The organism is Halomonas sp. GFAJ-1 (assembly GCA_002966495.1).
Lineage (GTDB): Bacteria > Pseudomonadota > Gammaproteobacteria > Pseudomonadales > Halomonadaceae > Vreelandella.
Genome location: CP016490.1, coordinates 2868578 through 2891605, shown reverse-complemented (window position 1 = coordinate 2891605; position 23028 = coordinate 2868578). Strand labels below are relative to the sequence as shown.

20 protein-coding genes are annotated in these 23028 nt (G+C 54.5%); 7 read left to right on the top strand and 13 right to left on the bottom strand.

What is annotated here, in order from left to right; all coding sequences use genetic code 11:
- Positions 1-4: 4 nt before the first annotated feature.
- The 7 genes from BB497_13015 to BB497_12985 form a co-directional block, all read right to left on the bottom strand.
- On the bottom strand, positions 5-622 hold the full coding sequence (locus tag BB497_13015; GenBank protein ID AVI63557.1) for a hypothetical protein: 618 nt from the start codon (positions 620-622) through the stop codon (positions 5-7).
- Complete coding sequence (locus BB497_13010; GenBank protein AVI63556.1) at positions 619-1560, bottom strand: ABC transporter permease; 942 nt, start codon at positions 1558-1560, stop codon at positions 619-621. The genes BB497_13015 and BB497_13010 overlap by 4 nt, the downstream gene beginning before the upstream one ends.
- 27 nt (positions 1561-1587) lie before the next feature.
- A complete protein-coding gene (locus BB497_13005) occupies positions 1588-2385 on the bottom strand; it encodes an ABC transporter ATP-binding protein (protein AVI63555.1) in 798 nt (265 codons plus the stop codon).
- The gene (locus BB497_13000) at positions 2385-3500 is read right to left on the bottom strand and encodes an ABC transporter permease (GenBank protein ID AVI63554.1); all 1116 of its coding nucleotides are present in this window, start codon (positions 3498-3500) and stop codon (positions 2385-2387) included. Before BB497_13000 ends, BB497_13005 begins: the two co-directional genes overlap by 1 nt.
- An 86-nt stretch (positions 3501-3586) precedes the next feature.
- Complete coding sequence (locus BB497_12995) at positions 3587-4408, bottom strand: IclR family transcriptional regulator (protein ID AVI63553.1); 822 nt, start codon at positions 4406-4408, stop codon at positions 3587-3589.
- 102 nt (positions 4409-4510) lie between these two features.
- Complete coding sequence (locus BB497_12990) at positions 4511-5719, bottom strand: beta-ketoadipyl CoA thiolase (GenBank protein AVI63552.1); 1209 nt, start codon at positions 5717-5719, stop codon at positions 4511-4513.
- A gap of 29 nt (positions 5720-5748) precedes the next feature.
- Positions 5749-7272 carry a 3-hydroxyacyl-CoA dehydrogenase gene (locus tag BB497_12985; GenBank protein ID AVI63551.1) on the bottom strand — a complete coding sequence of 508 codons (1524 nt, stop codon included), beginning with the start codon at positions 7270-7272 and terminating at the stop codon, positions 5749-5751.
- 231 nt (positions 7273-7503) lie between these two features.
- Here BB497_12985 and BB497_12980 point away from each other — a divergent pair, with 231 nt between their 5' ends.
- The 7 genes from BB497_12980 (at position 7504) to BB497_12950 (ending at position 15019) form a co-directional block, all read left to right on the top strand.
- Positions 7504-8655, top strand: a complete 1152-nt coding sequence (locus tag BB497_12980) for an acyl-CoA dehydrogenase (protein ID AVI63550.1) — start codon at positions 7504-7506, stop codon at positions 8653-8655.
- Positions 8655-10256 (top strand): long-chain fatty acid--CoA ligase, encoded by a 1602-nt coding sequence (locus tag BB497_12975; protein ID AVI63549.1) that lies wholly within the window; start codon positions 8655-8657, stop codon positions 10254-10256. The genes BB497_12980 and BB497_12975 overlap by 1 nt, the downstream gene beginning before the upstream one ends.
- A complete protein-coding gene (locus tag BB497_12970; protein ID AVI63548.1) occupies positions 10253-10717 on the top strand; it encodes a phenylacetic acid degradation-related protein in 465 nt (154 codons plus the stop codon). The genes BB497_12975 and BB497_12970 overlap by 4 nt, the downstream gene beginning before the upstream one ends.
- Positions 10714-12117, top strand: a complete 1404-nt coding sequence (locus tag BB497_12965; GenBank protein AVI63547.1) for a hypothetical protein — start codon at positions 10714-10716, stop codon at positions 12115-12117. The genes BB497_12970 and BB497_12965 overlap by 4 nt, the downstream gene beginning before the upstream one ends.
- 151 nt (positions 12118-12268) lie before the next feature.
- A complete protein-coding gene (locus tag BB497_12960) occupies positions 12269-13018 on the top strand; it encodes an electron transfer flavoprotein subunit beta (GenBank protein AVI63546.1) in 750 nt (249 codons plus the stop codon).
- 29 nt (positions 13019-13047) lie between these two features.
- The gene (locus tag BB497_12955) at positions 13048-13974 is read left to right on the top strand and encodes an electron transfer flavoprotein subunit beta (protein ID AVI63545.1); all 927 of its coding nucleotides are present in this window, start codon (positions 13048-13050) and stop codon (positions 13972-13974) included.
- A 73-nt stretch (positions 13975-14047) separates the two neighbouring features.
- Complete coding sequence (locus BB497_12950) at positions 14048-15019, top strand: 2-nitropropane dioxygenase (protein AVI63544.1); 972 nt, start codon at positions 14048-14050, stop codon at positions 15017-15019.
- Here the strand turns inward: BB497_12950 and BB497_12945 are convergent.
- The 6 genes from BB497_12945 to BB497_12920 all read right to left on the bottom strand — a co-directional run bounded on the left by BB497_12945 (position 15001) and on the right by BB497_12920 (position 22986).
- Positions 15001-15780, bottom strand: a complete 780-nt coding sequence (locus tag BB497_12945) for an enoyl-CoA hydratase (protein ID AVI63543.1) — start codon at positions 15778-15780, stop codon at positions 15001-15003. The genes BB497_12950 and BB497_12945 overlap by 19 nt on opposite strands.
- A gap of 33 nt (positions 15781-15813) precedes the next feature.
- The gene (locus BB497_12940; GenBank protein AVI63542.1) at positions 15814-16932 is read right to left on the bottom strand and encodes an acyl-CoA dehydrogenase; all 1119 of its coding nucleotides are present in this window, start codon (positions 16930-16932) and stop codon (positions 15814-15816) included.
- Positions 16933-16939: 7 nt separating this feature from the next.
- On the bottom strand, positions 16940-18133 hold the full coding sequence (locus BB497_12935) for a pimeloyl-CoA dehydrogenase large subunit (GenBank protein AVI63541.1): 1194 nt from the start codon (positions 18131-18133) through the stop codon (positions 16940-16942).
- A gap of 1 nt (position 18134) precedes the next feature.
- Positions 18135-19604: a 3-hydroxyacyl-CoA dehydrogenase gene (locus tag BB497_12930; GenBank protein AVI63540.1), complete on the bottom strand. Its 1470-nt coding sequence runs from the start codon at positions 19602-19604 to the stop codon at positions 18135-18137.
- 201 nt (positions 19605-19805) lie between these two features.
- Positions 19806-20951 (bottom strand): C4-dicarboxylate ABC transporter substrate-binding protein, encoded by a 1146-nt coding sequence (locus tag BB497_12925; protein ID AVI63539.1) that lies wholly within the window; start codon positions 20949-20951, stop codon positions 19806-19808.
- Between the two features lie 28 nt (positions 20952-20979).
- Positions 20980-22986 carry a C4-dicarboxylate ABC transporter gene (locus tag BB497_12920; GenBank protein ID AVI63538.1) on the bottom strand — a complete coding sequence of 669 codons (2007 nt, stop codon included), beginning with the start codon at positions 22984-22986 and terminating at the stop codon, positions 20980-20982.
- Positions 22987-23028 lie beyond the last annotated feature (42 nt).

Genomic DNA, 23028 nt, shown 5'->3' with positions numbered 1-23028 from the left:
TGGCTTATAAACTGCGGGCTTGATCCCCCAGCCATGTCGCCAACTGCTGGGTGAGCACATCGCTTGCTTGGCCAAAAGCATCAACTACGTCAGGAATTTCAGCACTGCTTGCCTGGGTGCGAGTTGAGAAACTGTTGGCCACTATTGGCTGACGATCTTGAGTACCTACCAGTTGTACGTCTAGCTGAATCTTAACGCTGGGCGGGGTGGTGTCGTACTCGCTTTGAAAGTGGCGTAGCTCGCTAAGTAGTAATAGATCATGAGGCAGGCGGTCGCTACCTACGCTAGTAAACAGCTGGCGTTGCTGTAAACCAGTAATCAGCCGAGCTTGTAGCATAGCCGGTGCATCTTCATGCCATCGAGAGCCTTCGTATACATTAACCACATTGCGCTCTGGATACACCACAATGCGGTTACTGCTTAGCAAGTGGCCAGCTTCAGGGGTCGCTATACCCAGCCGTATAGGGAGTGCTGAGGAGGTTGCTTCTGACGTAGCAGAGGGCGTAGATGCGGGCAGCCGATAGAACGTGGCGGGTTCGCTTTCCGGCAGTATTGAGCAACCGCCAAAGGTTAGCAATAAAGTCGCCAACATGACGACTGTAAGCGGGGAACGAAGGCTCATGGGCGGAACTCCTCTACCTGATCACGACCCAGGAAAAAATCTCTGGGGCTCTCTTCAAGTTGACGGGTAATGCGGTCTAACGAATTAAGCATAGAGCGCAGCGCAGAAAGGGCGGGGGCGATATCCCGCGTACCCTGTAGCGTGCTCTCAACGTCACCCGCATTGTCATTTACCAACTGCTCAATACGCTGAGCGGCACTAGCGACATCACGGCTGGCGACAGCCGCGCTCTCCATTACTAGCTTTCCATCCTGTCTCAGTAGCTGTGTAGCTTCCTGACTAAGCGCGTCAATGCTGCCAAGGGTAGTGGTGGCTTGGCGTGACACGTCACCAAACAGCGCCATATTTTCTTCAAGCGCTGCCTGTTGGGAAGCTATCATGTCAGTGATTTGGGCAATGTTAGTGAGGATATTGCCTGCTTGTTCCCGGTTACCATCGTCGAACAGCTCGTTGACGTTTCGAAGAATGGAATTGATGTTCTCAATCATCTCTTCGCCCTCGTCAAAGAGCGTAGCGATAGGCGAAGCATCCGCCTGAATGAATGGCGCGTCATCACTGGTTTGGTCGGTCAGGCGTGGGCTTTCCGGACTGCCACCGTGTAGCTGAACTGACATACTGCCCGTGATATTAGCAAATGCCAGCTTCGCGCGGGTATCCAGTTTGACGGGGGTATCCTCGTACACGCGAATCGCTGCAATGACTTGGCGCGGGTCTCTTGGGTTTAATTCTAAGCCGGTCACATTCCCTACTTCGATACCGTTATATTGCACTCTGCTGCCAACGGAAAGGCCACTGACGCTGCGCTCAAATAAAATTTGATAAGGTTGGTAGTCTCGTTCGCCTGCTGCATGGCTCATCCATAGTGCAAACAGCAGCGCACCAACCCCTGTTAGTAGCGTGAAGAGTCCAATCAGTATGTGATGGGCACGCGTCTCCATATGCGTTCTCCTGTGGTTGATGAGCGTCTATTGTTGATGAGCGTGTTGTGCCGCTCTGCCCCTGGGGCCTTGGAAATAATCTTGTATCCACTCATCGTCGTACGATGCGACGCGCGCAAGCGTGTCAGCTACAAGCACCTTTTTTTGCGAAATAACCGCTACCCGGTCACAGGCCGCGTATAACGTATCCAGGTCATGGGTCACCAGAAAAACGCTGAAGCCCAGCGCATCGCGCAGGGTAACCAGCAGTTCATCAAAAGCTGCCGCACCAATAGGGTCAAGGCCCGCCGTTGGCTCATCGAGAAAGAGAATGTCTGGGTCTAGCGCAAGGGCACGGGCCAGCGCTGCGCGTTTTATCATCCCGCCCGAAAGCGACTCAGGAAATTGCAGTGCGGTATTAGGTGAAAGCCCCACCAGCGACAGCTTGATTCGTGCCAAATACTCTGCTTCTTCTCTTGAAAGCTTTGCGTGCTCAATGAGCGGTAACGCAATGTTCTCCTGCAAGTTTAGCGAGCTAAACAGGGCGCCGCGCTGAAACAACACGCCAAAGCGCCGCTCTACTTGACTACGCTGCTCTTCGTTGAGGTCATTTAAGCGCGTACCTAACACTTCAATAATGCCGTCATTAGGTCGCTTTAAGCCAACAATACTCCGTAGTAGAACTGACTTTCCTGTTCCCGAGCCGCCCACTACCCCCAGGATTTCACCGCGCTCAAGGGTGAAGTCCAGGTCTTCATGAACAACATGGTCGCCAAAGCGATTCACCAACCCTCGGACTTTAATCACCGGCTGATTGGCTTGTTGTGTAGGTTTATCTGACGCCATCACCAGCCCATCTCCATAAAGAACAGCGCAGCCAGGGCATCCAGCAAAATCACCATAAAAATCGATTGCACGACGCTAGAGGTAGTATGCTCACCCACTGATTGCGCGCTGCCGCTAACCTTAAAGCCTTCCAGGCAGCCGATCACAGCAATCACAAACGCAAATACAGGTGCCTTGCTAAGCCCTACCAAAAAGTGCGTTACCGAGACATCCTTTTGTAACGTGTTCATGAATTGAGTAAGGGGTATATCCAGTGAGAGGGTTGCCACTACGGCGCCACCTAACAGCCCGCAGAGCATGCCAACAAAGGCCAGTAGCGGTAGGCTGATCAGCATCGCCATGACCCGGGGAAGTACCAACAGCTCAATAGGATCAAGGCCTTGTGCTTGAAGGGCATCAATTTCTTCATTGGATTTCATAGCGCCCAACTGCGCAGTAAATGCGCTTGCGGTGCGGCCAGCGAGCAAAATAGCGGCAAGTAGAACGCCAAATTCGCGTAGAAAAGAGAAGGCGACCAAATCGATGGTGTAGACGGTGGCGCCAAACTCCGCGAGCACCGTGGCGCCCAGGAAAGCGACCACGGCTCCCACCATGAAGGTTAAAAGAGCGACAATGGGCACCGCATTCAAGCCACTTTGCTGAATATGGGCAATCATGGCGGTGAAGCGCCAGCGGCTGGGGCGCAGTAGTAAGGAGAAAAAAGTGGCAAGTACCAAGCCAATAAAGGCTAGCAGTTGGCGCTGTTGAGACCACAGCCCAATCACTTGCTGACCGGTGGTAGCCAGCGCATCAGTTATTCGCTGCTGTTTACGGGGTTGGATATCCAGAGGCGCTTCCATTGCTTCGGCAATGCGCACCAGCAACGCCTGTTGCTCTTTCGGTAAGTCACCAGCCCACTCGGGCACTTGCTTGGCCTTTTCAATGCCGATCATTTCAACAATCAACGCCGCACCTGCGGTATCCAGGCGTTCAATACCGTTTAGCATGACGTGAGTATGTGAAGATAGCTGACGCTGTTGGCTAAGCGCGCGCTTTAGGGTATGAAAATTGCCAAGCGTCCACTCACCGTGAAGCGATAGCTTCCCGCTCTCGTTGGTTATCCACTCGTTTGGCATCCCTGCTCCTCATCGACATCCACGGTAACGTGATGGCCTTATGATGCAATCAAACGAGTGTTAGTTAAAGAAAAGTTATGAACTACTTAACGTGAAACACGATATCGCGGTGCTAGCTCCTGCTTAATATTGGCGGCTACTTCTTTTAAGCGAGGCCCTAAATTGTTAATTAAGCGATCATGGTCTAGGCGTAGACTGGAACCGCCACAGTTAATAGCCATTACTTCTGCGCCATCCTCTAGGATAAGCGGCATAGCTACTGCGCTTATATCGCGCTGCCACTCTTGCTCAGAAAGGCAAAAGCCGTATTGAGCATAATCCTTGAAGCTCTGCTGAATGCCCGCCTCATAGCGTGGCCACTCACTGCCATACACCTCAGCCAGCTCTTGAAGCACCTGCTGGCGCCTTTCGTCAGACAAACCACATAGCCAGGCGCGGCCGATGGCTGAGGTGGCAATAGGCAACCGCGAGCCAGCATCCAAGCGGATAATGAGAGGGCCATGACCATGACAGGTTTCCAGATAAACCATATCATTGCGGTCGGCACCCCCCAGGCTCACATTGCAGTCAGTGGCATCGGCGAACTTCTGCAGATGCGGTCGGGCAATTTCACGAATGCCCATATTGGCAAGAAAGCGATACCCCAGCGCCAATACACCTGGGCCGAGCCGATATTTCTCCAAATGAGTGTTGTGCTGCAAATAGCCAAGCTGTGTAAGGGTATAGGTTAACCGTGACACCGTGGGACGAGGGATATGCGTCCGGTTCGAGAGTTCGGCATTGCCTAAATACTCTTCACCCGCGCCAAAAGCACGCAGCAGCTCTAGCCCGCGTGCTAATGCGGTTACGAAGTTACGATCTTTTTCGGGCAGTTGTGAATCATCACCAGTGGTGTCAACGGGTTGCATTAAGAGTCCCAACTAAATGGCTTATTTAAGGGCAATTATCGCATATCTACTTAGCAACGGCTTATACGTGCATCAACGAAATATGCTGCCAGTATGGCTAGCTCAGCGCTCCAGCCGCTCAATAACCGTTGCGATACCCTGGCCCACACCAATACACATGGTAACCAGCGCATAGCGGCCATTAGTGGCTTCAAGCTGGCGCAGCGCGGTAAGTGCTAAGCGCGCCCCAGAAGCTCCCAGCGGATGGCCGATAGCAATAGCGCCGCCGTTTGCGTTCAAGCGTGAGTCATCGGCAGAAAGCCCCAACTGTTGAACGCAGCCAAGCACTTGCACGGCAAACGCTTCGTTAATTTCGATAACGTCCATCTGCTCAAGGGTGAGCCCTGCACGAGCAAGCGCTTTTTGTGACGCAGGCACTGGCCCTAAACCCATCACCCGAGGGGCTACACCGGCAACGGCGCTGGCAACAATTCGTGCACGGGGTGTTATACCGACGCGCTCTCCGGCGGCCTGCGTACCGACAATCAAAGCGGCAGCGCCATCATTCAGGCCTGAGGCATTCCCGGCGGTGACTACGCCGCCTTCAAATAGCGCGCCTAGCTTGGCAAGCTTATCTTCGGTGCTCTGGGGGCGCGGATGCTCGTCTTTATCAACCAATAGTGGCGGCAGCTTGCGCCCTTGGGGTACCTCAACGCCCATCATTTCGCCGTCATAGAAGCCGTCTGAGAGCGCTTTTGCATAGCGCGCCTGGGAGCGGGCGGCAAAGGCATCGCTAGCATCGCGACTGATACTCAAGTCATGAGCGATGTTATCGGCGGTTTCCGGCATGCTGTGGCTGCCAAACGCTTTGGCAATATGAGGGTTAGGGAAGCGCGAGCCGATCACTGTGTCATACATTGGCTGATTGCGAGCAAAGGGGGAGTCCGCCTTGCCCAGCACGTAAGGCGCGCGAGACATGGACTCTACACCGCCCGCTAAAAACAGCTCGCCTTCGCCTAGCCGTGCCGCCCGGGCTGCATCCATCATTGCCGCAAGGCCGCTACCGCAAAGGCGGTTCACCGTTTGGGCGGCCACTTCGATAGGCAAGCCGGCTAACAGCCCCCCATGGCGCGCTACGTTTCGTGAATCTTCGCCTGCCTGGTTGGTACAGCCTGCCAGCACTTCTTCATAGCTCTCTAGGGCGAAAGGATTACGGGCCACCAGTGCTTTGAGAGTGAGGCCGAGTAACTCATCTGGCCGAATCGCCGCCAAGCTACCGCCATGGCGACCAAAAGGGGTACGTAAACCGTCGTAAATATAGGCGTGTTGCATAGTAGAGCTCCTTGTTATTTGGATGTGCGTTACACAGTGGTTAACGATAGTTGCAGTGCGGCGCGACGGCGTAACCACGGGCTAGGGCGATACCGAGGGTCACCGGTGGCATCAAGCAGGTTGGTCAGTATCGTCATGATGCGCGTGGCGCCGTAATGGTCGCCCATGCGCAATGGACCGAAGGGGTAGCCCAAGCCAAGCTCAACTGCCCGGTCGATAGTGGTAGGTTCGGCGACGCCTTGTTGAGCAATGTCCGCCCCTACGTTGACGATGCAGGCAATAATGCGCTGCAGAACAAAGCCATTACTATCCTGCAAGGTGCTTACCGGTGTGCCATCGTGATTGAACAGGCTGCACGCTGACTGAAGGTAGGCGGTGCCGGTCACCGGCGTGGCCATTAGGCTTCGGCGTTTATCTAGTCCGGCGAGCATATCCGCGGCGACGCACTGTTTAGCATCTAGCCCCTGGCGTAGCGCACAGCTGGTGGCATCTTCTCCAAACGGGGTAAGCAGGCACAGTGCTTGGCCAGAGGGAGTTGCTCCTGTTTCTAACGGCCAGCCGGCAGCGGTTACTAACGCTGCGAGTGCGTCAGCGCTTTCGGGGTCGTCCTGACTGATCCATACCGGGCAAGGGGATACAGACTTAATATCGGGTGCTTCCGGCATTTGCTGCTTGCCATCCACATAACGATAAAAGCCTTCACCGGTTTTGCGGCCCAGCAAGCCCGCGGCCAAACGTTGCCGAGTTAAGGGTGAGGGGCGAAAGCGTGCCTCCTCATAATATTGGTGGTAAACCGACTCCATCACCGCGTGAGAGACATCCAGCCCGGTAAGATCGAGTAGCGTAAAGGGGCCCATTTTGAAACCGCCCTGGTCGACCATAATGCGGTCAATGGTGGCCGGGTCTGTTACGCTTTCGCCTAAAATGCGCAGGGCCTCGGTACCGAAGGCGCGACCGGCATGATTGACCAGAAACCCAGGGGTATCGGTGGCCTGGGCTGTGAAATGGCCCATGGCTTTACCGAGCGCGTTGACCTGCTGAGTTACGTCGGCTGATGTGCGAAGACCGGGGATGACCTCGGCAATTTTCATTAGCGGGACGGGGTTAAAGAAGTGAAAACCAATGACGCGTTCGGGATGCTGGCAGGCGGCGGCAATGGCCGTGACTGAGAGCGAAGAAGTATTGGTCGCCAATACCGCCTGTTGGCTGACAATCGCTTCTAAATCGCTAAATAACCCCTGCTTGGCCTCCAGCTTTTCAACAATGGCTTCCACCACGATATCGCAAGGGGCGAGGGCGTTGAGCGCGTTTGCTTCGAGTAGCCGCTCGCTATAGTGCTGGGCCTGTTCTGGGGTAATTCGCTGCTTCTCAGCGCTTCGCTGCCATAAGCCATTAATAAAGTGCTTAGCCTCTTTCACAGCCCCTTCTTTTACATCGAAAAGCATAACGTTTAGACCTGCCTGAGCCGCCAGCTGAGCGATGCCACGCCCCATAGCGCCGGTACCGACAATGCCAAGCGTGGTAAAAGAGCACGTCGTTGATTCGCTGGACATACGCTAAATCCTCTCTTGAGTGAGTTCTTGTTATAGAATTTTTAATAGCCAAGTTTTGCAATGCAGAATGGTGTTTCAATTATTGACTGCCATCCTAGGCTATGCAAAAGTGCCTGACAAGCTGAGTGAACACTAATTTCGCTATGCAAAATAGATGGCGCACTCTTTGACGTAAGCCACTCAGCAAGCGCCACTTCTAACGATAAAAAACTGTTGCCACCAGGAGCCGTCATGATCCGCGATCCCGAACTGCTTAATCAGCTTGTTGATACTATTTCTCGCTTTGTCCGTGAGCGCTTAATTCCTAACGAGGCGCGTTTAGCGGAAGAGGATGCAGTGCCTCCGGAGCTTCTAGCGGAAATGAAAGAGATGGGTCTGTTTGGGCTATCGATTCCAGAAGAGTACGGCGGCCTAGGGCTTACCATGGAGGAGGAAGCCCTGGTAGCGATAGAAATTGGTAAAACATCGCCAGCCTTTCGCTCAGTGTTTGGTACCAACAACGGTATTGGCGCCCAAGGGATTTTGATTGATGGCACCGACGAGCAAAAAGCAAAGTATGTGCCGCGCTTGGCCACCGGCGAGATTTTAAGTTCTTTTTGTTTGACCGAGCCGGATTCAGGCTCTGATGCTGCCAGCCTGCGTACTACAGCGGTGCGCGATGGCGATCATTACATTTTGAATGGCACCAAGCGCTATATCACCAATGGCCCTGAAGCTGATTTATTTACCGTAATGGCTCGCACGGATCCTGCTAACAAAGGCGCTGGCGGCATATCAGCCTTTATTGTGGAAGGCGATACGCCTGGATTAATTCGCGGCCCTGCCGATAGCAAAATGGGACAGAAGGGCGCTCATACCTGCGATATTATTTTCGATAACTGCCGGGTGCCCGCCGAAAATATTATTGGCGGAAAAGAGGGACAAGGTTTTAAAACCGCAATGAAGGTGCTTGATCGCGGACGGCTGCATATTTCAGCGGTCTGTGTAGGTGTTGCTGAGCGATTAGTAGAAGAGTCGCTGCGCTATACCATGGAGCGTAAACAGTTTGGCGCAGCCCTTGCTGAGCATCAATTGATTCAAGCGATGCTAGCGGATAGTAAAACCGAAGCCTATGCAGGCAAAACCATGGTGATGGATGCTGCACGCCGCAAAGACGATGGCGAAAATGTGTCTACCTTGGCTTCTTGCTGCAAATTGTTTTGTGCAGAAATGGTGGGGCGAGTGGCCGACCGTGCAGTGCAGGTACATGGCGGTGCAGGCTATATGTCCGAATATGCCGTTGAGCGCTTTTACCGCGATGTACGGCTATTCCGCATTTACGAAGGGACGACACAGATTCAGCAAATCGTCATTGCGCGGAATATGGTGCGGGAGGCGTCTTAATGGCTTTATCGGTCTCTTACCAAGCGCCGGATGAAAGCATCTTTGGTCGCCTCGCCAGTGAACTGGTAGCAGAGCTTCCCGACCGGCTGAGTACCCGCGTGCTGGAAAATGCCAAATTGCTTAGTGAGCATCCTGCCATTGTGGATGGCGATGTGCGCTGGAGCTACGCTGAGCTTGGTGAGGAAATACACGCCGCTTGCGACTGGTTAAGCACGATGGGTATTCGTCCTGGCGATCGCATTATGACAGTGAGTGAAAACTGTCGTGCCCTGGTTGTCTTACTGCTGGCAGCCAGTGAGCTTAATGTATGGGTCGCGATTGTTAATTCACGACTATCGGCTCAAGAAGTTGACCTGATTCAGGGTAACTGCCTGCCCCGGCGGGTGTTCTATACCTGTGATGCTTCGCCTGAGGCTGGCCAGCACGCTCAGCGTCACGCAACCGACCGCTATCAGCACCCTACATTGGGTGGTCTCGGGATCTCGCCGCTTTATGACAGTGAGCCTGAGCCAGTGAGCATAAGCGGTGGCGAGCAAGTGGCAGCGATGATCTACACCTCGGGCACTACCGGGACACCGAAAGGCGTCATGCTGACCCACCGAGGTATTCTTTACATTGCCTCAATCTCAGGCGGTATGCGCCATTTAAGCGAAGGCCAGCGGGTCTACGGCGTATTGCCAATGTCTCACGTGTTTGGTCTCTCCTCGGTGTGTATGGGGTCGCTGTATAATGGCGCTTGCCTATATACCGTGCCGCGCTTTGATGCCGCTCAACTGCTGGCGGCTCTGAAACAGGAACGAATAACTGTCCTCCAGGGCGTGCCTGCCATGTATGCCCGTGCCTTGGAGTATTTGAAGCGCGAGCAGCAACCACTCGAAGCACCTGAGTTAATTTATATCTCTGCAGGTGGCTCACCGTTAGATAGCGACACCAAAGTGCGCGTGGAGGCGGCCTTTGGGCTAGCACTGCATAACGGCTATGGATTAACCGAGGCTAGCCCCACCATCAGTCAAACGCGCATCGATGATCGCCATAGCAATAGCACCGTGGGCCGCGTGCTTCCTCTACTGGAGTATCGTCTAGAACCCCTCAGTGATAGCGGAACTTCTGAGCAGCCTGGCGAAGAAGTGGGTGAACTGTGGGTTCGCGGTCCCAATATTATGAAGGGCTATTTTCGCCAGCCAGAGGCAACCCGCGCAACATTAACCGAGGATGGCTGGCTGAATACCGGCGATATCGCCAAACTCGACCATGATGACCAGCTCTATATCGTTGGGCGCAGCAAAGAGCTGATTATCCGCTCGGGGTTTAATATTTACCCACCGGACGTAGAAGCGGTGATTAATGAGCACCCGGCGGTAACGCTGACTGCAGTGGTCGGTCGGCAAATCGCCGGGAACGAAGAAGTCGTCGCCTTTGTTCAGTGTGAACCGGGCGTCGAGGTGGAGCTTACAGAGCTTAAGGCGTTTATCGCCGAGCGGCTGGCGCCCTACAAAAGGCCCACGCAAATTGTATTAATGGATTCGCTACCGTCCACAGCCAGCGGAAAAATCCTTAAAGGGCGACTGCGGGATTTAGCTCAGCAGGAGAGCGGCAAATGAGCCATTCATCTCAGCAGGCGCTAATGGGCTATCACGAACTGCTGGGCATGCACGTTGTTGAGTGGGAAGAGGGGCGAGTTGTCGTTGAACTGACCATTGAGCCAAAGCATCTTAACCGCAGCGGCAATGTCCACGGCGGTGTATTAGCCTCTATGTTGGATAGCGCCCTAAGCTTGGCGGGTCTGCACTGTCGCGTGCCGGGCAATATTCGCCGCGGCATGACGCTGTCCTTGACCACCACCTTTGTCGGGCCCGCGCAGCAAGGGTTACTGCGCGCCACGGGGACGCTGCGCGGAGGTGGACAGAAAACCTATATGACCAGCGGTGAGATAGTGGATGGAAACGGCAATTTAGTCGCCGTGGGTGAGGGATCATTCCGGCGCCGAAGCGGCAGTGAGTCCCCCGAAGGCATGCCCGATAATCAGCCCCAACTGACCAAACCGTGGGAGTCCGCTGAGTGAGTCCAGCCCGCCTGCGGGTCTCTTTTCTACTGCTGGTCACTCTGGCAACGCTGTTTCATCTGGTGCTCGGGAGTGTGGTGTGGCAAGCCGTCGGTATCGGTGCGCTGATCCTGTATTTAACAACCCTGGGTGCTCAGCTAACCCGCATGGCGAAAGGGTTACTGTTAGCCGCAGGAGTGTTAACACTGCTTGCGCTCTGGCGCGCATCAAACCCTGGCCAGCTTCTTTTTGAAGCCAGCGGGCGTTTTGCTTTTTTTGCCACCTTTGTGGTGGCTTTGAGTATGCTTCGTTTGCCTGCCTATCGCTCGCGTTTAGTACGCCGTTGTGGGCAGAGCATGCTGCTTCAGCCGCCTAGCCGTCGCTACCCAATTTTATCCCTTGGTTCAGCGCTATTTGGGATTATTCTCAATATTGGCGTACTTAACCTGTTTGCCGCCATGATTGAAAAAAGCAATACCCTAGGGGCGGCTCAGGGGCGGGTGTGGGTACGTGAGGCGCGCCAGCGGCGCATGATGCTGGCGCTATTGCGCGGGTTTTCCCTGGCGCCGCTGATTTCTCCTATGGGTATTGGTGTGGCGGTGGTGCTGTCGAGTCTTCACCAGGTGACTTGGCTGGAGCTTGCTCCCTACATTTTGGGCGCGGCGGTGCTGATATTTCTGGCGGGATGGGCCGTGGATTTTCTCACCGGGCCGCATCCTCCTGGCAATAAAACCCAGGCCAGTAAAACCCACCTAGCCGCACCCTCATTGCGCCCGCTGGGCCAGTTTAGTGTGCTGTTGCTGGGGATTGTCGCGCTGGTGTTTAGTATCGCGTGGCTACTAGAACTGCGCTTACCGATTGCCGCGCTTATTGGTGCGCCCACAGGAGCGCTGGTTTGGCTTGCCTGGCAGCGGCGCAGGCTTGGTTATGCAGGGCTACCTGCTGCCGTCAGCACAGTGCATCGTCAGTTGCCATGGCTGCTTTCACCCAGCGCCAATGAAATTGTGGTGCTTGGCGCGGCGGGGTACTTGGGGCACCTGTGTGTAGGGCTGGTGGATACACAACAGTTGGCGCCGCTATTAACTGTGCTGAACCAGTGGGGAGCGTTTAACGCCGTGCTCGCAATGCTGATGGTGGTGGGGCTAGCGCAAATAGGCGTTAATCCTATTGTCACGGTGACATTGCTGGTGGGTTTATTACCACAGCTTGGTATTGAAGGGCTATCGCCTGCGCTAATTGGCGCATCGTTGATGGTTGGCTGGGCGTTGGCGCTAATGTCGTCGCCGATGACAGCATCGATGCTGATTTTGTCTCGTTTTACCGGCGTACCGGCTACGCGCATCGGCTACCGCTGGAACGGCAGATTTTTGGTCGCGTCGATTCCGCTATTGGCAGCGTGGTTTATGTGGTCACCCTTTTGAGAGGTCGCGTTTAAGAAGTGCCGTTTGAAAGGCGCAAAAACGCGGAAGCGCTTGACCTTTGGTCGGCGTTTTTTTATTGTTATTTCTATAAAGTAAAACAGTATTTTGCTATGCAAAATAAAGTGCTATTTAATCGCCCGGAGCCGGCCTTATGAAAATACTCGTCGCGGTTAAACGCGTCATTGATTACAACGTCAAAATCCGTGTCAAAGCGGATCACTCAGACGTTGATCTTACCAATGTCAAAATGGCCATGAATCCGTTTTGCGAAATTGCTGTGGAAGAGGCGGTGCGCCTGAAAGAGAAAGGCGTGGCCACGGAAGTCGTGGCCGTAACGGTGGGGCCCAAAGCGGCCCAGGAGCAGCTGCGTACGGCGCTGGCGCTGGGTGCGGATCGCGCCATTCATATCGAAACCGATGAGCGCGTTGAATCTCTGGCGGTTGCCAAGCTGCTGGCTAAGGTGGTCGAGGAAGAGCAGCCGGGCATGGTCATTCTTGGCAAGCAAGCCATCGATACCGACAACAACCAAACCGGCCAAATGCTGGCAGCGTTGACTAGCCTGCCGCAGGGCACGTTCGCCTCAGAAGTGGCGGTGGACGGAGACAAAGTAAACGTTACCCGTGAAATTGACGGCGGCCTGCAAACTATTGCACTGACGCTGCCGGCGATTGTTACTACAGACCTGCGTTTGAATGAGCCGCGCTACGCCAAACTCCCCGATATCATGAAGGCCAAGAAAAAGCCGCTGGATGTGAAAACGCCTGCTGATTACGGCGTCGAGGTGGCTTCCAAGGTGAGCCTAATGAAAGTGGAATCGCCAGCTGAGCGTAAAGGCGGTGTCAAGGTTGCCTCCGTAGACGAGCTAATCGACAAACTAAAAAACGAAGCCAAAGTACTTTAACTAAGGTGCTTTAAATAGGAGCTAATTCCATGAGCATTCTGGTACTTGCTGATTTACACGAAGGCCAACTGGCTGGCGCTACGGCCCATGTCGTGGCAGCTGCGAAAGCCATTGGTGGTGATATTGATGTCCTCGTTGCCGGAGAGGGTGTTCAAGCCGCTGCCGACGCAGCCGCACAACTGGATGGCGTCAGCAAAGTGCGCGTTGCCGACAACGCCGTTTACGCCCACCAGCTAGCCGAACCGATGGGCGTGCTGCTGTTTGAACTGGCCGATAGCTACACCCACGTGCTAGCTAGCGCTTCCACCACCGGGAAAAACGTGCTGCCGCGCCTGGCAGCGCTCAAAGACGTTAGCCAGCTGTCTGACGTGATAGCGGTCGACAGCGCCGACACTTTCAAGCGGCCTATTTACGCGGGTAATGCCATCGCCACGGTTAAAAGCGCCGATGTGCTGAAAGTGATCACCGTGCGCACCACTGGTTTTGACGCGGTAGGCGCAGGCGGCAGCGCCAATATTGAAGCCGTGGACGTAGTGGTAGATAACAGCCAGTCGAGCTTTATCAAAGAAGAGCTGGCGAAGTCGGACCGTCCCGAGTTGGGCGGTGCCAAGGTGGTCATCTCCGGCGGCCGCGGGATGGGCAACGGGGAGAACTTCAAGTTGCTTGACGGCATTGCCGATAAGCTGGGCGCGGCTATTGGCGCCTCCCGTGCGGCCGTCGACGCAGGCTTTGTGCCCAACGATATGCAGGTAGGGCAGACCGGTAAGATTGTCGCTCCGGATTTGTATATTGCCGTCGGTATCTCCGGTGCCATTCAACATCTGGCGGGAATGAAAGACTCCAAGGTGATCGTTGCCATTAACAAGGACGACGAAGCGCCGATCTTCCAGGTCGCTGACTACGGGCTGGTGGGGGATCTGTTTGAGCTTTTGCCTGAGCTTGAGAGCAAGCTGTAAGCAGTTCATAAAAGGCTCCGAAAGGGGCCTTTTTAGTCATGAGTTCACACAATAACAACCAGTGAGTTGTCCTATGCTAACGCGCCTAACTGCCTCGTTAACTCTGCCGGTAATTGGCTCCCCTATGTTTATCGTCTCTGGGCCTGAATTAGTGATTGCCCAGTGCCAATCAGGGATCATCGGTGCCTTTCCGGCATTAAATGCTCGGCCCGCCGAAGCGCTCCGTGATTGGCTACAGCACATTACCCAAACACTGGCTGACTATGACGAGCAGCACCCCGATAAGCCCTCAGCACCCTTTGCGGTTAACCAAATTGTGCACCCCACTAACGATCGCCTAGAGCACGATGTTGCACTGTGCGCCGAGTTTAAGGTGCCCCTGGTGATTACTAGCCTGCATGCACCTAATCAGGTAGTGGAGCAGGTGCACGCCTATGGTGGACTGGTTTTTCACGATGTCACCACGTTGCGGCACGCCAAGAAAGCCATTGATGCGGGTGTCGATGGGCTGATACTGGTATGCCACGGCGCGGGTGGTCATGCGGGGCGATTAAACCCCTTTGCGTTTGTCGCTGAGGTTCGCCGTTTCTATGATGGTCCGCTGGTGTTAGCGGGGGCCATTACCAGCGGTGAGCAAATAGCGGCTGCCCAGGCGCTAGGCGTGGATTTTGTGTATATGGGTACGCGCTTTATTGCCACCCAGGAAGCCAACGCCCAAGCGGCCTATAAGCAGATGGTACTGGAGGCGGGGGCAGGAGACATTGTATATACCAACCTATTTACTGGCGTGCACGGTAACTACCTACGGCAAAGTATTGAGCAGGCGGGGTTGGATCCTGATGCGCTGCCTGAAGGCGATAAAGCCTCAATGCGCTATGGTTCAGGGGGTAGCAGTAAAGCAAAAGCATGGCGGGATATTTGGGGCGCGGGCCAGGGCGTAGGTGGTATTGCAACGCTTAATAGCGTGGCCGAAGAAGTGACCACGCTACGTGATGATTACCAGAAGGCCTTGGAGAAAGCGCAATCTCATTTGCGGCGGCTTTGACGAAACGCGGCTAGCCGCGCCTGAAACTCTTCAGACGCTTTGCACTGATCTTGAAGCTCGCCTTCTAATGCCATGGTGTCACTTAGCGAGCGTTGCGCTGCTTCACGCAACGCTCGCTTGGTGGCGCTTAGTGCCTGGGTTGACTGTTCAACCAGCATTTTTGCGAGCGTGCGAGCTTCCTGTAACACCTGGTCATCTTCAACCGCTCGATTGGCCAAGCCGAGTTCCAAGCATCGCTCTGCTGAAATCGGCGTCGCCAAGGCGGCCATTTCAAAGGCCTGGGCGTGACCAAGCTTGCGTACTAAATGCCAACAGGCGCCGCCATCGGGAATCAAGCCAATATTAATAAAGGCAAGCTTCAGGTAGGCTGATCGCCCCATTACTACCATATCGCTGGCGAGAACATAAGAAACACCAATACCTGCTGCTGCACCGGACACTGCCGCAATGACGGGCTTATTCATTGCCATCAAACCGCGTAGAGCAGGTAAGAAGAGCGTCTCCAATCGTTCGCTAGCCGGTTGAGACGATGCCTTCTCAAACTCCGCCAGGTCAGCACCGGCACAAAAAGAGCTGCCCTCGCCGCTAAGGATGACGCATCGTATCTGCTCATTGGCGGCTACCGCCGACAGCGCTTTGTTGAGCGCTAGGGCGGTGTCTTCATTAAGGGCATTACGTACTTCAGGACGTGCAATGGCGACTTCTACTACGCCGTTTTCAATAGCGCTGACAGTCACTAACTGGCTGGGGTGATCTGACATGTATCGCTCCTTTATCAACTTTCTAAGGCCGCCTTAGGCGACGTCTAATAGATCGCTGACCGTTTCAAGGTGGTAGTCACTGTCGCCTAGGTAGTGATCAAACATTACTAGGTGTTTAGCGTAGTGAGCCACATAGCACTCTTCTGTCATGCCCATGCCGCCGTGAAGTTGAATCGCCTGCTCGGCAATAAAGCGTGCCGACTCACCGCAATAAGCTTTGGCTGCGGCAATTTTATAATCCCGTTCGCTGGCAGGCAGCGTAAGGCTAGTGGCGGCTAAAATGGCCATGGAGCGGGACTGCTCCAGATGCAGGTGCATATCCACCATACGGTGCTGAAGCGCCTGGAAGGTCGATAGCGGCAAACCAAACTGCTTGCGTTCTTTTAAATAGGCAAGCGTTTGGTCGCAGGCCTCTTCCATGGCACCAATAGCCTGCGCGCATAGTGCGGCGCGGCCAAGGGCTAGCAAATCGGCCAGTGCATCGCTGACATCTTCGCTCAAGCAGTTTTCTGGCGGCAGCGTGACGTTATCTAGCGTTAGATCACCGGCGGGCTGGTCGTCCATGGTCAGGTAGAGGTGCGAAGATGTACCTGCGGTATTGTGGGGCACCACAAATAGCGCTAATTTACCGCTGTCTAATCGGGCGATTACCAAAGTGGCTGCAGCGGCCCCCAGGTTAAGAACCACGTCCTTTCTGCCGTTGATATGCCACTGGCCGTCACGTTGAGCGGCGTGGGTGGACACGTCAAACGCATCGTAGCGGGCGTCATGCTCCTGCCAGGCCAATGCCAGCTGATGCTCGCCTTCCAGCAGCGGAGTGAGCCAACGTTTTTGCTGTTCGCCGTTGGCAGTAAGCGCTAATAGCTGGCCTGGTAATACTAGGCCAGCTAAGTAAGCTTCAGGCACTAGGCCGCGGCCGAGTGCCTGCATGATTATCATTAGGTCGGTGCCGTCGCCGCCTAAGCCGCCAACGTCTTCGCTGAAGGGCATATGCAGCAGGCCCAGCTCAGCAAAGGTGTGCCACAGTGGGGAGCGTTCAGCGTTAGCGCTGCTGAGCATTGAACGGCGCTGTTCGGGGGATACTTGGTCAGTCACCAAGCGAGTAAGCGTCTCTTCGAGCATGCGCTGCTCGTCGGTTAAAGCAAAATCCATGGTGACCTCACATTTCTAAAATTGTTTTGGCGACAATACTTTTTTGTATTTCGTTGGAGCCGCCATAAATTGATAGCTTGCGACGGTTTAAATACTGGGCACTTGCCGCAGCGCTTTGCGTGTAGGCATCATCTAAGCGTTCATCGCCATGCAGGAACTCAGGAAAGAAGGGCAGTGCGGCGGGGCCAAGCGCGCGCCGAGTGAGTTCACTTAGTTCTTGGCGAAGTTCCGAGCCACGTACTTTTAGCAGTGAGCTTTCTGCGCCGGGTGCGCCGCCGTCACGGGCAGCGGCAATCACACGTAAATTGGTGACTTCCAGCGCCATTAGCTCAAGCTCGGCCTTCACCACCCGCTGACGAAAGCTGGGCAGCGCCAGCAGCGGCTTGCCGCGATGCTGAATGCGGCTGGCCAGTGACTTTAAATGCCGCAGGGCCTGCTTAGCGTGACCGAGCCCGGCAATGCCGGTGCGCTCATGGGTAAGCAAAAACTTGGCGCAGGTCCAGCCCTGGCCTTCTTCACCAACGCGGTTTTCAATCGGCACACGAACATTGTCTAAAAAGATTTCGTTAACTTCGTGAGCACCATCGAGGGTAATAATTGGCCGCACGGTAATACCAGGCGTCTGCATATCAATCAGCAAAAAGCTAATGCCGGCCTGCTTCTTGGCATCGGGATCGGTGCGTACCAAACAGAACAGCATGTTGGCGTGCTGACCCAACGTGGTCCAGGTCTTCTGACCGTTAACAATATAGTGATCACCGTCCCGCACGGCACGGGTATTCAGACCTGCTAAGTCAGAGCCAGCGCCGGGCTCGGAATAGCCTTGGCACCACCAGTCCTGGTTACTCAAAATACGCGGCAGGTAGTGCTGCTGCTGTTCTGTGCTGCCAAATTTCATGAGGACGGGGGCCACCATGTTGACGCCAAAAGGAACCACCGTTGGCGCGTGAGCAGCGGCGCACTCTTCATCGAATATATGCCGCTGCACCGGCCCCCAACCTGGGCCGCCGTGCTCCTTTGGCCAGTTAGATGCCAGCCAACCCTGCTCGCTGAGAATATTCTGCCAGCGCAGGTGGTCATCAGCGCTAAGGTGACGCCCTAGGCGCACGCGTTCGCTGATATCGCTGGGTAACGCATCCGCCAGAAAGCGCCGCACTTCTTCGCGAAACGCCTGCTCTTCGGGGCTAAAGGTGAGGTTCATGTTAGTCGTCCTTAGCAGTTGAATTAGCCGTTGAGCCAGCCTTTGAGACTATTTTTGAGAGGGTAGCTTGACGATGAGGACCGCCCAGGTGGCGTGGGTAGCCGAACGCTTCCACGGCCAGCAAATCAATGTCGCTTGCGCGATAGCAGAAGCCCTGTTCTGAAATACCCACGCTCACCCGTTCAAGGGCTGTTTGCTTGTCGCTGGCTGGCGCCTGTTGGATGGCTTCATACATTGTCTTCAGCAGGCTTTGCTGTTGGCTAACCACTACGTTTAGGCGAAGTGCTTTCAGCGTAAGTGCAGCCTGTTGTTGGATCAGTGGCCCTGCACTTAGGTCGACCAGCTCAACCATGCTGCCGTTATCAGCAACGATCAGGCTAAGCGCTGTGTCCTTGCCGCCGTTTTTACTGTTGCCACCATGAGTGTCAATGGCTTCCATCGTGATAACGGGACATTCGGTGGCAACGCTATTGGCGCTATTCGGGGCAACGAGGCATAGCTCAGTGTCACTGTTTGGCGCGCTGGTTAAGGTAATGCCTGCCCGATGGGCGGCTTTTTGCAGACGTTCAAATAGCGGATGCTGTCCGATTAACGCGACGTTGCTAAATGCGCTGGCGCTCTCAACGTTGGGCACTAGGTGGGGGCTGCGCGCGGCAAAAAAGAGGTGAATAAGGCCTGCGCGCTGGGGTGAGTCCATGCAGGCCAGAAACAGCTCCCGCTCGCGACGCAAGCCGTCCTGAAGTGACGCTGCAGTCACGCAGGCCTCGATCGCTTCTACAATGCGAAAGGGTGAAAAAAGCGCTGAAGCGTCTTGGTTTAACTGTTGCAGGGTAGAGGCAATCGCCTGTGGATTCGCCGCAGGGGCAGGAAGCTCTCCGGTGATGCGTGACGTTTGCCTGCCTGTGAGCACCTGCTCAGCGGCAGCTAAACCTGCTTCCAGGGGCGTTTGGGCATCACTAATGGCATCTATAATGCCTGCTTCAAGGGCTTCTTCAGCTTCTACAAAACGCCCGCTAGTGATTATCTCCAACGCGCGCTCGACGCCAACCAAGCGTGGTAACCGTTGTGTACCCCCCGCGCCGGGCAGTAAGCCAAGCTTCACCTCAGGCAACCCAACGCGAGTGCCCTTCAGTGCCACACGATAGTGACAGCCCAACGCAACTTCTAAGCCACCGCCTAGGGCGGTGCCATGTAGAGAGGCAATTAACGGTTTAGAACAGGCTTCCAGTTGGGTAATAACATCGGGCAGCAAAGGAGCCTGGGGAGGTTTGCCGAATTCTTTAATATCTGCACCGGCAATAAAGGTGCGGCCATCAGCTAACACTACCAGCGCTTTGGCTTGCGAGTCAGCGATACCTTCTTCAAGTGCCTTCACTAAGCCACTGCGCACGGCGTGCCCCAATGCGTTAACCGGTGGATTGGCAATGTGAATAACGCCTACATCGCCGTGACGCTGGTAATGAACAGACATGAATTGCTCCAATGTTTCGCATGGCGAAACTTATGATTATTTATTGGAATGAATAATGATTGAATAATGACGAAACAGGGCAGCTTAGTCAATATAGTAGAATTGTGTTCCGCAATGCAGAATTAAGCGGTTGCGAAATAACTGCTTTTAGCATTAGAAAAAATGCCGCCGCCTACTGAGGCGACATTTTTAGAAGGGTTTTTAAAAGACGGGATTCATGCTGGCGTTTTCCAACGCCGCGCGACGCGCTGTCATCCATCCCGCTATAAAGGCTTCTTCGTCCTCCGGGGCATCTGCTTTATAGCTTTCCCAGGTATCCATCAGAAGTGCCTGGCGCTCGACCAGTGCTTTTTGATGCTCTTCCATTGCCTCTGTCCAGACGCCAGTGTCTCGATAATAGTCAACAACCGCATCGTGAAAAGGCACCACCCAGGTCATGTTCTGATTTTCCAGCGCATAGCCGCTTGCACCTGGGGCGTTGTCTTTATAGTCATCAAATGATTCAGTCAGCGTGGTGATCAACCCGCGCGCAGTTTCTGGAGCAAGGTCGGCATTGCTGACCATAATGGGGTAAGGGTAGCTTGCGCTGGCGAGTGGGGCGTCGGCATTAATACCAGCCCCTGCAGTAACGTCGTGGGGCTGAAAGTAGGGTGCGACGTCGAGCATGCGCTCCCAGCCGTCTTTATCTTCTGTGGGTAATGTAGGCCACTGTAATCCGCGAGGGCTGGCAGAAAGGCGCTGCGCAGCTGGCGTGACGGTGGTGGTGATAGCAGCATCGGCTCGACCGCTGATTATGCCATCAAAGGCTGCGTTGTAGCCGGGGAAGTCAACGCGTTCAACGTCATCCCACGTCAGACCGGCAAACGCCAAATACGCCTCTGCGGCCTTGTTGAGGGCATCGTCTCCTCGTAGGTAGGCCAGTCGTTTACCCTCAAGGTCAGCGATTGAGTCAATCTCAACGTCACCTGCCACAGCCATACCTAAGCCAAAAGTGGCTATGGACGTGGAAATAACGCGAATAGGCTGTGGCCCCCAGTCGGGGCCTGCAAACATCATAACGCCTTCAGAACCGTAGTAGCTGGCAATGCCGCAGGCGCAAAGGTCAACCCGGCCTGTTTTTAAAGGCGTCATGCGCATTGTGTCGTTCTCGCCAGGAATAACGCGAGATTGGGTGCCGTACTCTTCCTGCAGTAGCTGACTGATGGCCATGATTTGCGCGTGGCCACTGGTTCCGGTGCCGTAGGCAGTCCAGTTAAGCGCATTAGGCATAGCAACCGCTTGGCCCGCGAACAAAATACCAATCGCTACTCCGCTTAATTTAAATGAGATTTTTGTTTTTGTGTGCATAAAACTCCTCAGGTTGTCGTTGCTCACATTAAGCGCTAGCTGAATGTGAGCGCTGATGGTGGCGCTGGCTTAAGCGCGCTAGTAGCACGCCAGGAATTAGCGCTGCGACGGCCATGCCAAGCAGTTCAAGCTGGCTTAGCGGCACCATGCCTCCGCCGGGCAGGGCCAGCAGCAGTCCCGCGATTAAGATCAGGCCGCGGATGATGGTCTCTTGTAGTACGCCATAGCCGAGACGGCCGATCCCAATCAGATAACCCTGCATCGCTGATGCAAATAGAATGATGCCAATCACCGCTTGGATAAACACGGCCACTATCGTCAACGGCTCGCCCTGCATAATCAGCGCGGGATTAAGGACAAACAGGAAAGGGATAAAGTAAATCACGCTGCCTAAGCGCATGGCCTGTAGGCCGGTTGCCATTGGCCGAGCGCCAGCCACGGTCGCTGCGGCAAAAGCACCGAGTGCCACGGGTGGCGTAATAAAACTCAACATGCCCCAATAGAGGATGAACATGTGTACCGCCATGGGATCAAGGCCTCCGCCTTGAATGAGTGCCGGGGCTAGCGCCACCGCCAGGAAGATATAGGCCGCGGTAACCGTCATTCCAATACCTAGCACGAAACTGGTTACGGCACCCATGATCAGCAGAAGTGGCACGCTGCCACCGGCGATGTTGATAAAGTCGTTGGCAATGGTGCCGGAAAGGCCGGTCATGGAAAGCGCGCCCACCAGCATGCCTACACCCGCCAAAATGGCAATTAGCTCAGCAAACAGCTTGGCGGCAGACGACAACGTATCGCCAACATCCTTCCAGCCCCAGCGGTTATGTTTTGAGAGTTGGTTAAGAACCAGCAGTAGCGCTGTTGCGTAAAAGGGTGCAACGGCTTCTCGTTGCATCACCAGTAACATCCACACCAAGAGCGCGAACACGAAGATAAAGTACCAGCCCTCTTTTAGGGTTTGCCAAAGCGAAGGCAGCTCAACCACAGGCAAGCCTTTAATATCGTTACGCGCCGCGTAAGCGTCGATCTGTATAAATAATCCCAAAAAATAGAGTACCGAAGGAATAACTGCGGCAAGAGCAATAGTGGAGTAAGGAATATCCAAAAACATTGCCATAACAAAGGCGGTGGCACCCATAACGGGTGGCATTAATACACCGCCGGTAGAGGCGCAGGCTTCTACACCCCCAGCAAAAGAGCGGGTCATGCCAATGCGTCGCATCGCCGGAATCGACAAAACACCGGTAGTCAGCACGTTGCTGATCACACTGCCGCTCATTGAGCCCATTAAGCCACTTGAGAAAATCGATACTTTGGCAGGGCCACCGCGGACATGTCCTAATAGTGCAAAGGCCAGGTTAATAAAAAATTTACCGCCACCGCTTTTCTGCAGCACCACGCCAAATACCAGAAAGCCGATCACTAGGCCCGCAAATGCTTGCAGCGGTACGCCCATGATGCTTTCAGTGCTCATGGTGTGGTACATGGCGGTTTGTTCAAGGGTCGATGGAAACGCTTGAATTGGGCCGGGGACAATATCGGCCACCAATGGGTAGAGTGAGAACAACCCGGCAATAATGGCGATAGGTAAGCCACCTGCACGTCGAGCTGCTTCAATAATCAGCAGCCAATAGGCGTAGCTGGCGTAGATAGCGAGGTCAGGTGCAGCAAACGCCCAACCGCGTTCTAAAATAGGTACCGCGTTATAAACAAAATAGCCGCCGACAGTGAGCGTTATGGCGCTAAGTAAGTAGTCGTACCAGGGAATAGGGCGATCTTGTAGGCTGCTGCGCATAGGCCATAGCAAAAAAACCAGCGGCAAAAGCAAGGCAACGACAGCGTAATAGAACTGCGTCTCCAGACCCGTCACAAAGGTAAGCCAGCCGATATTGAATAAGTAGTCCAGCGTCATCAGCATTAAAGCGACGGTGACAGTGGCTGGAATCCAGCGTATCGCCGACGGAAGCTGACGAATTTGGCTGATCTTTTCTTTCACTTGTTGCGTAGAGGCGGGCGCGGTATTTTTGGTCATGGCGAGGTATCTGTGGTCATGGCTGAGTGTCTATTGTTATGA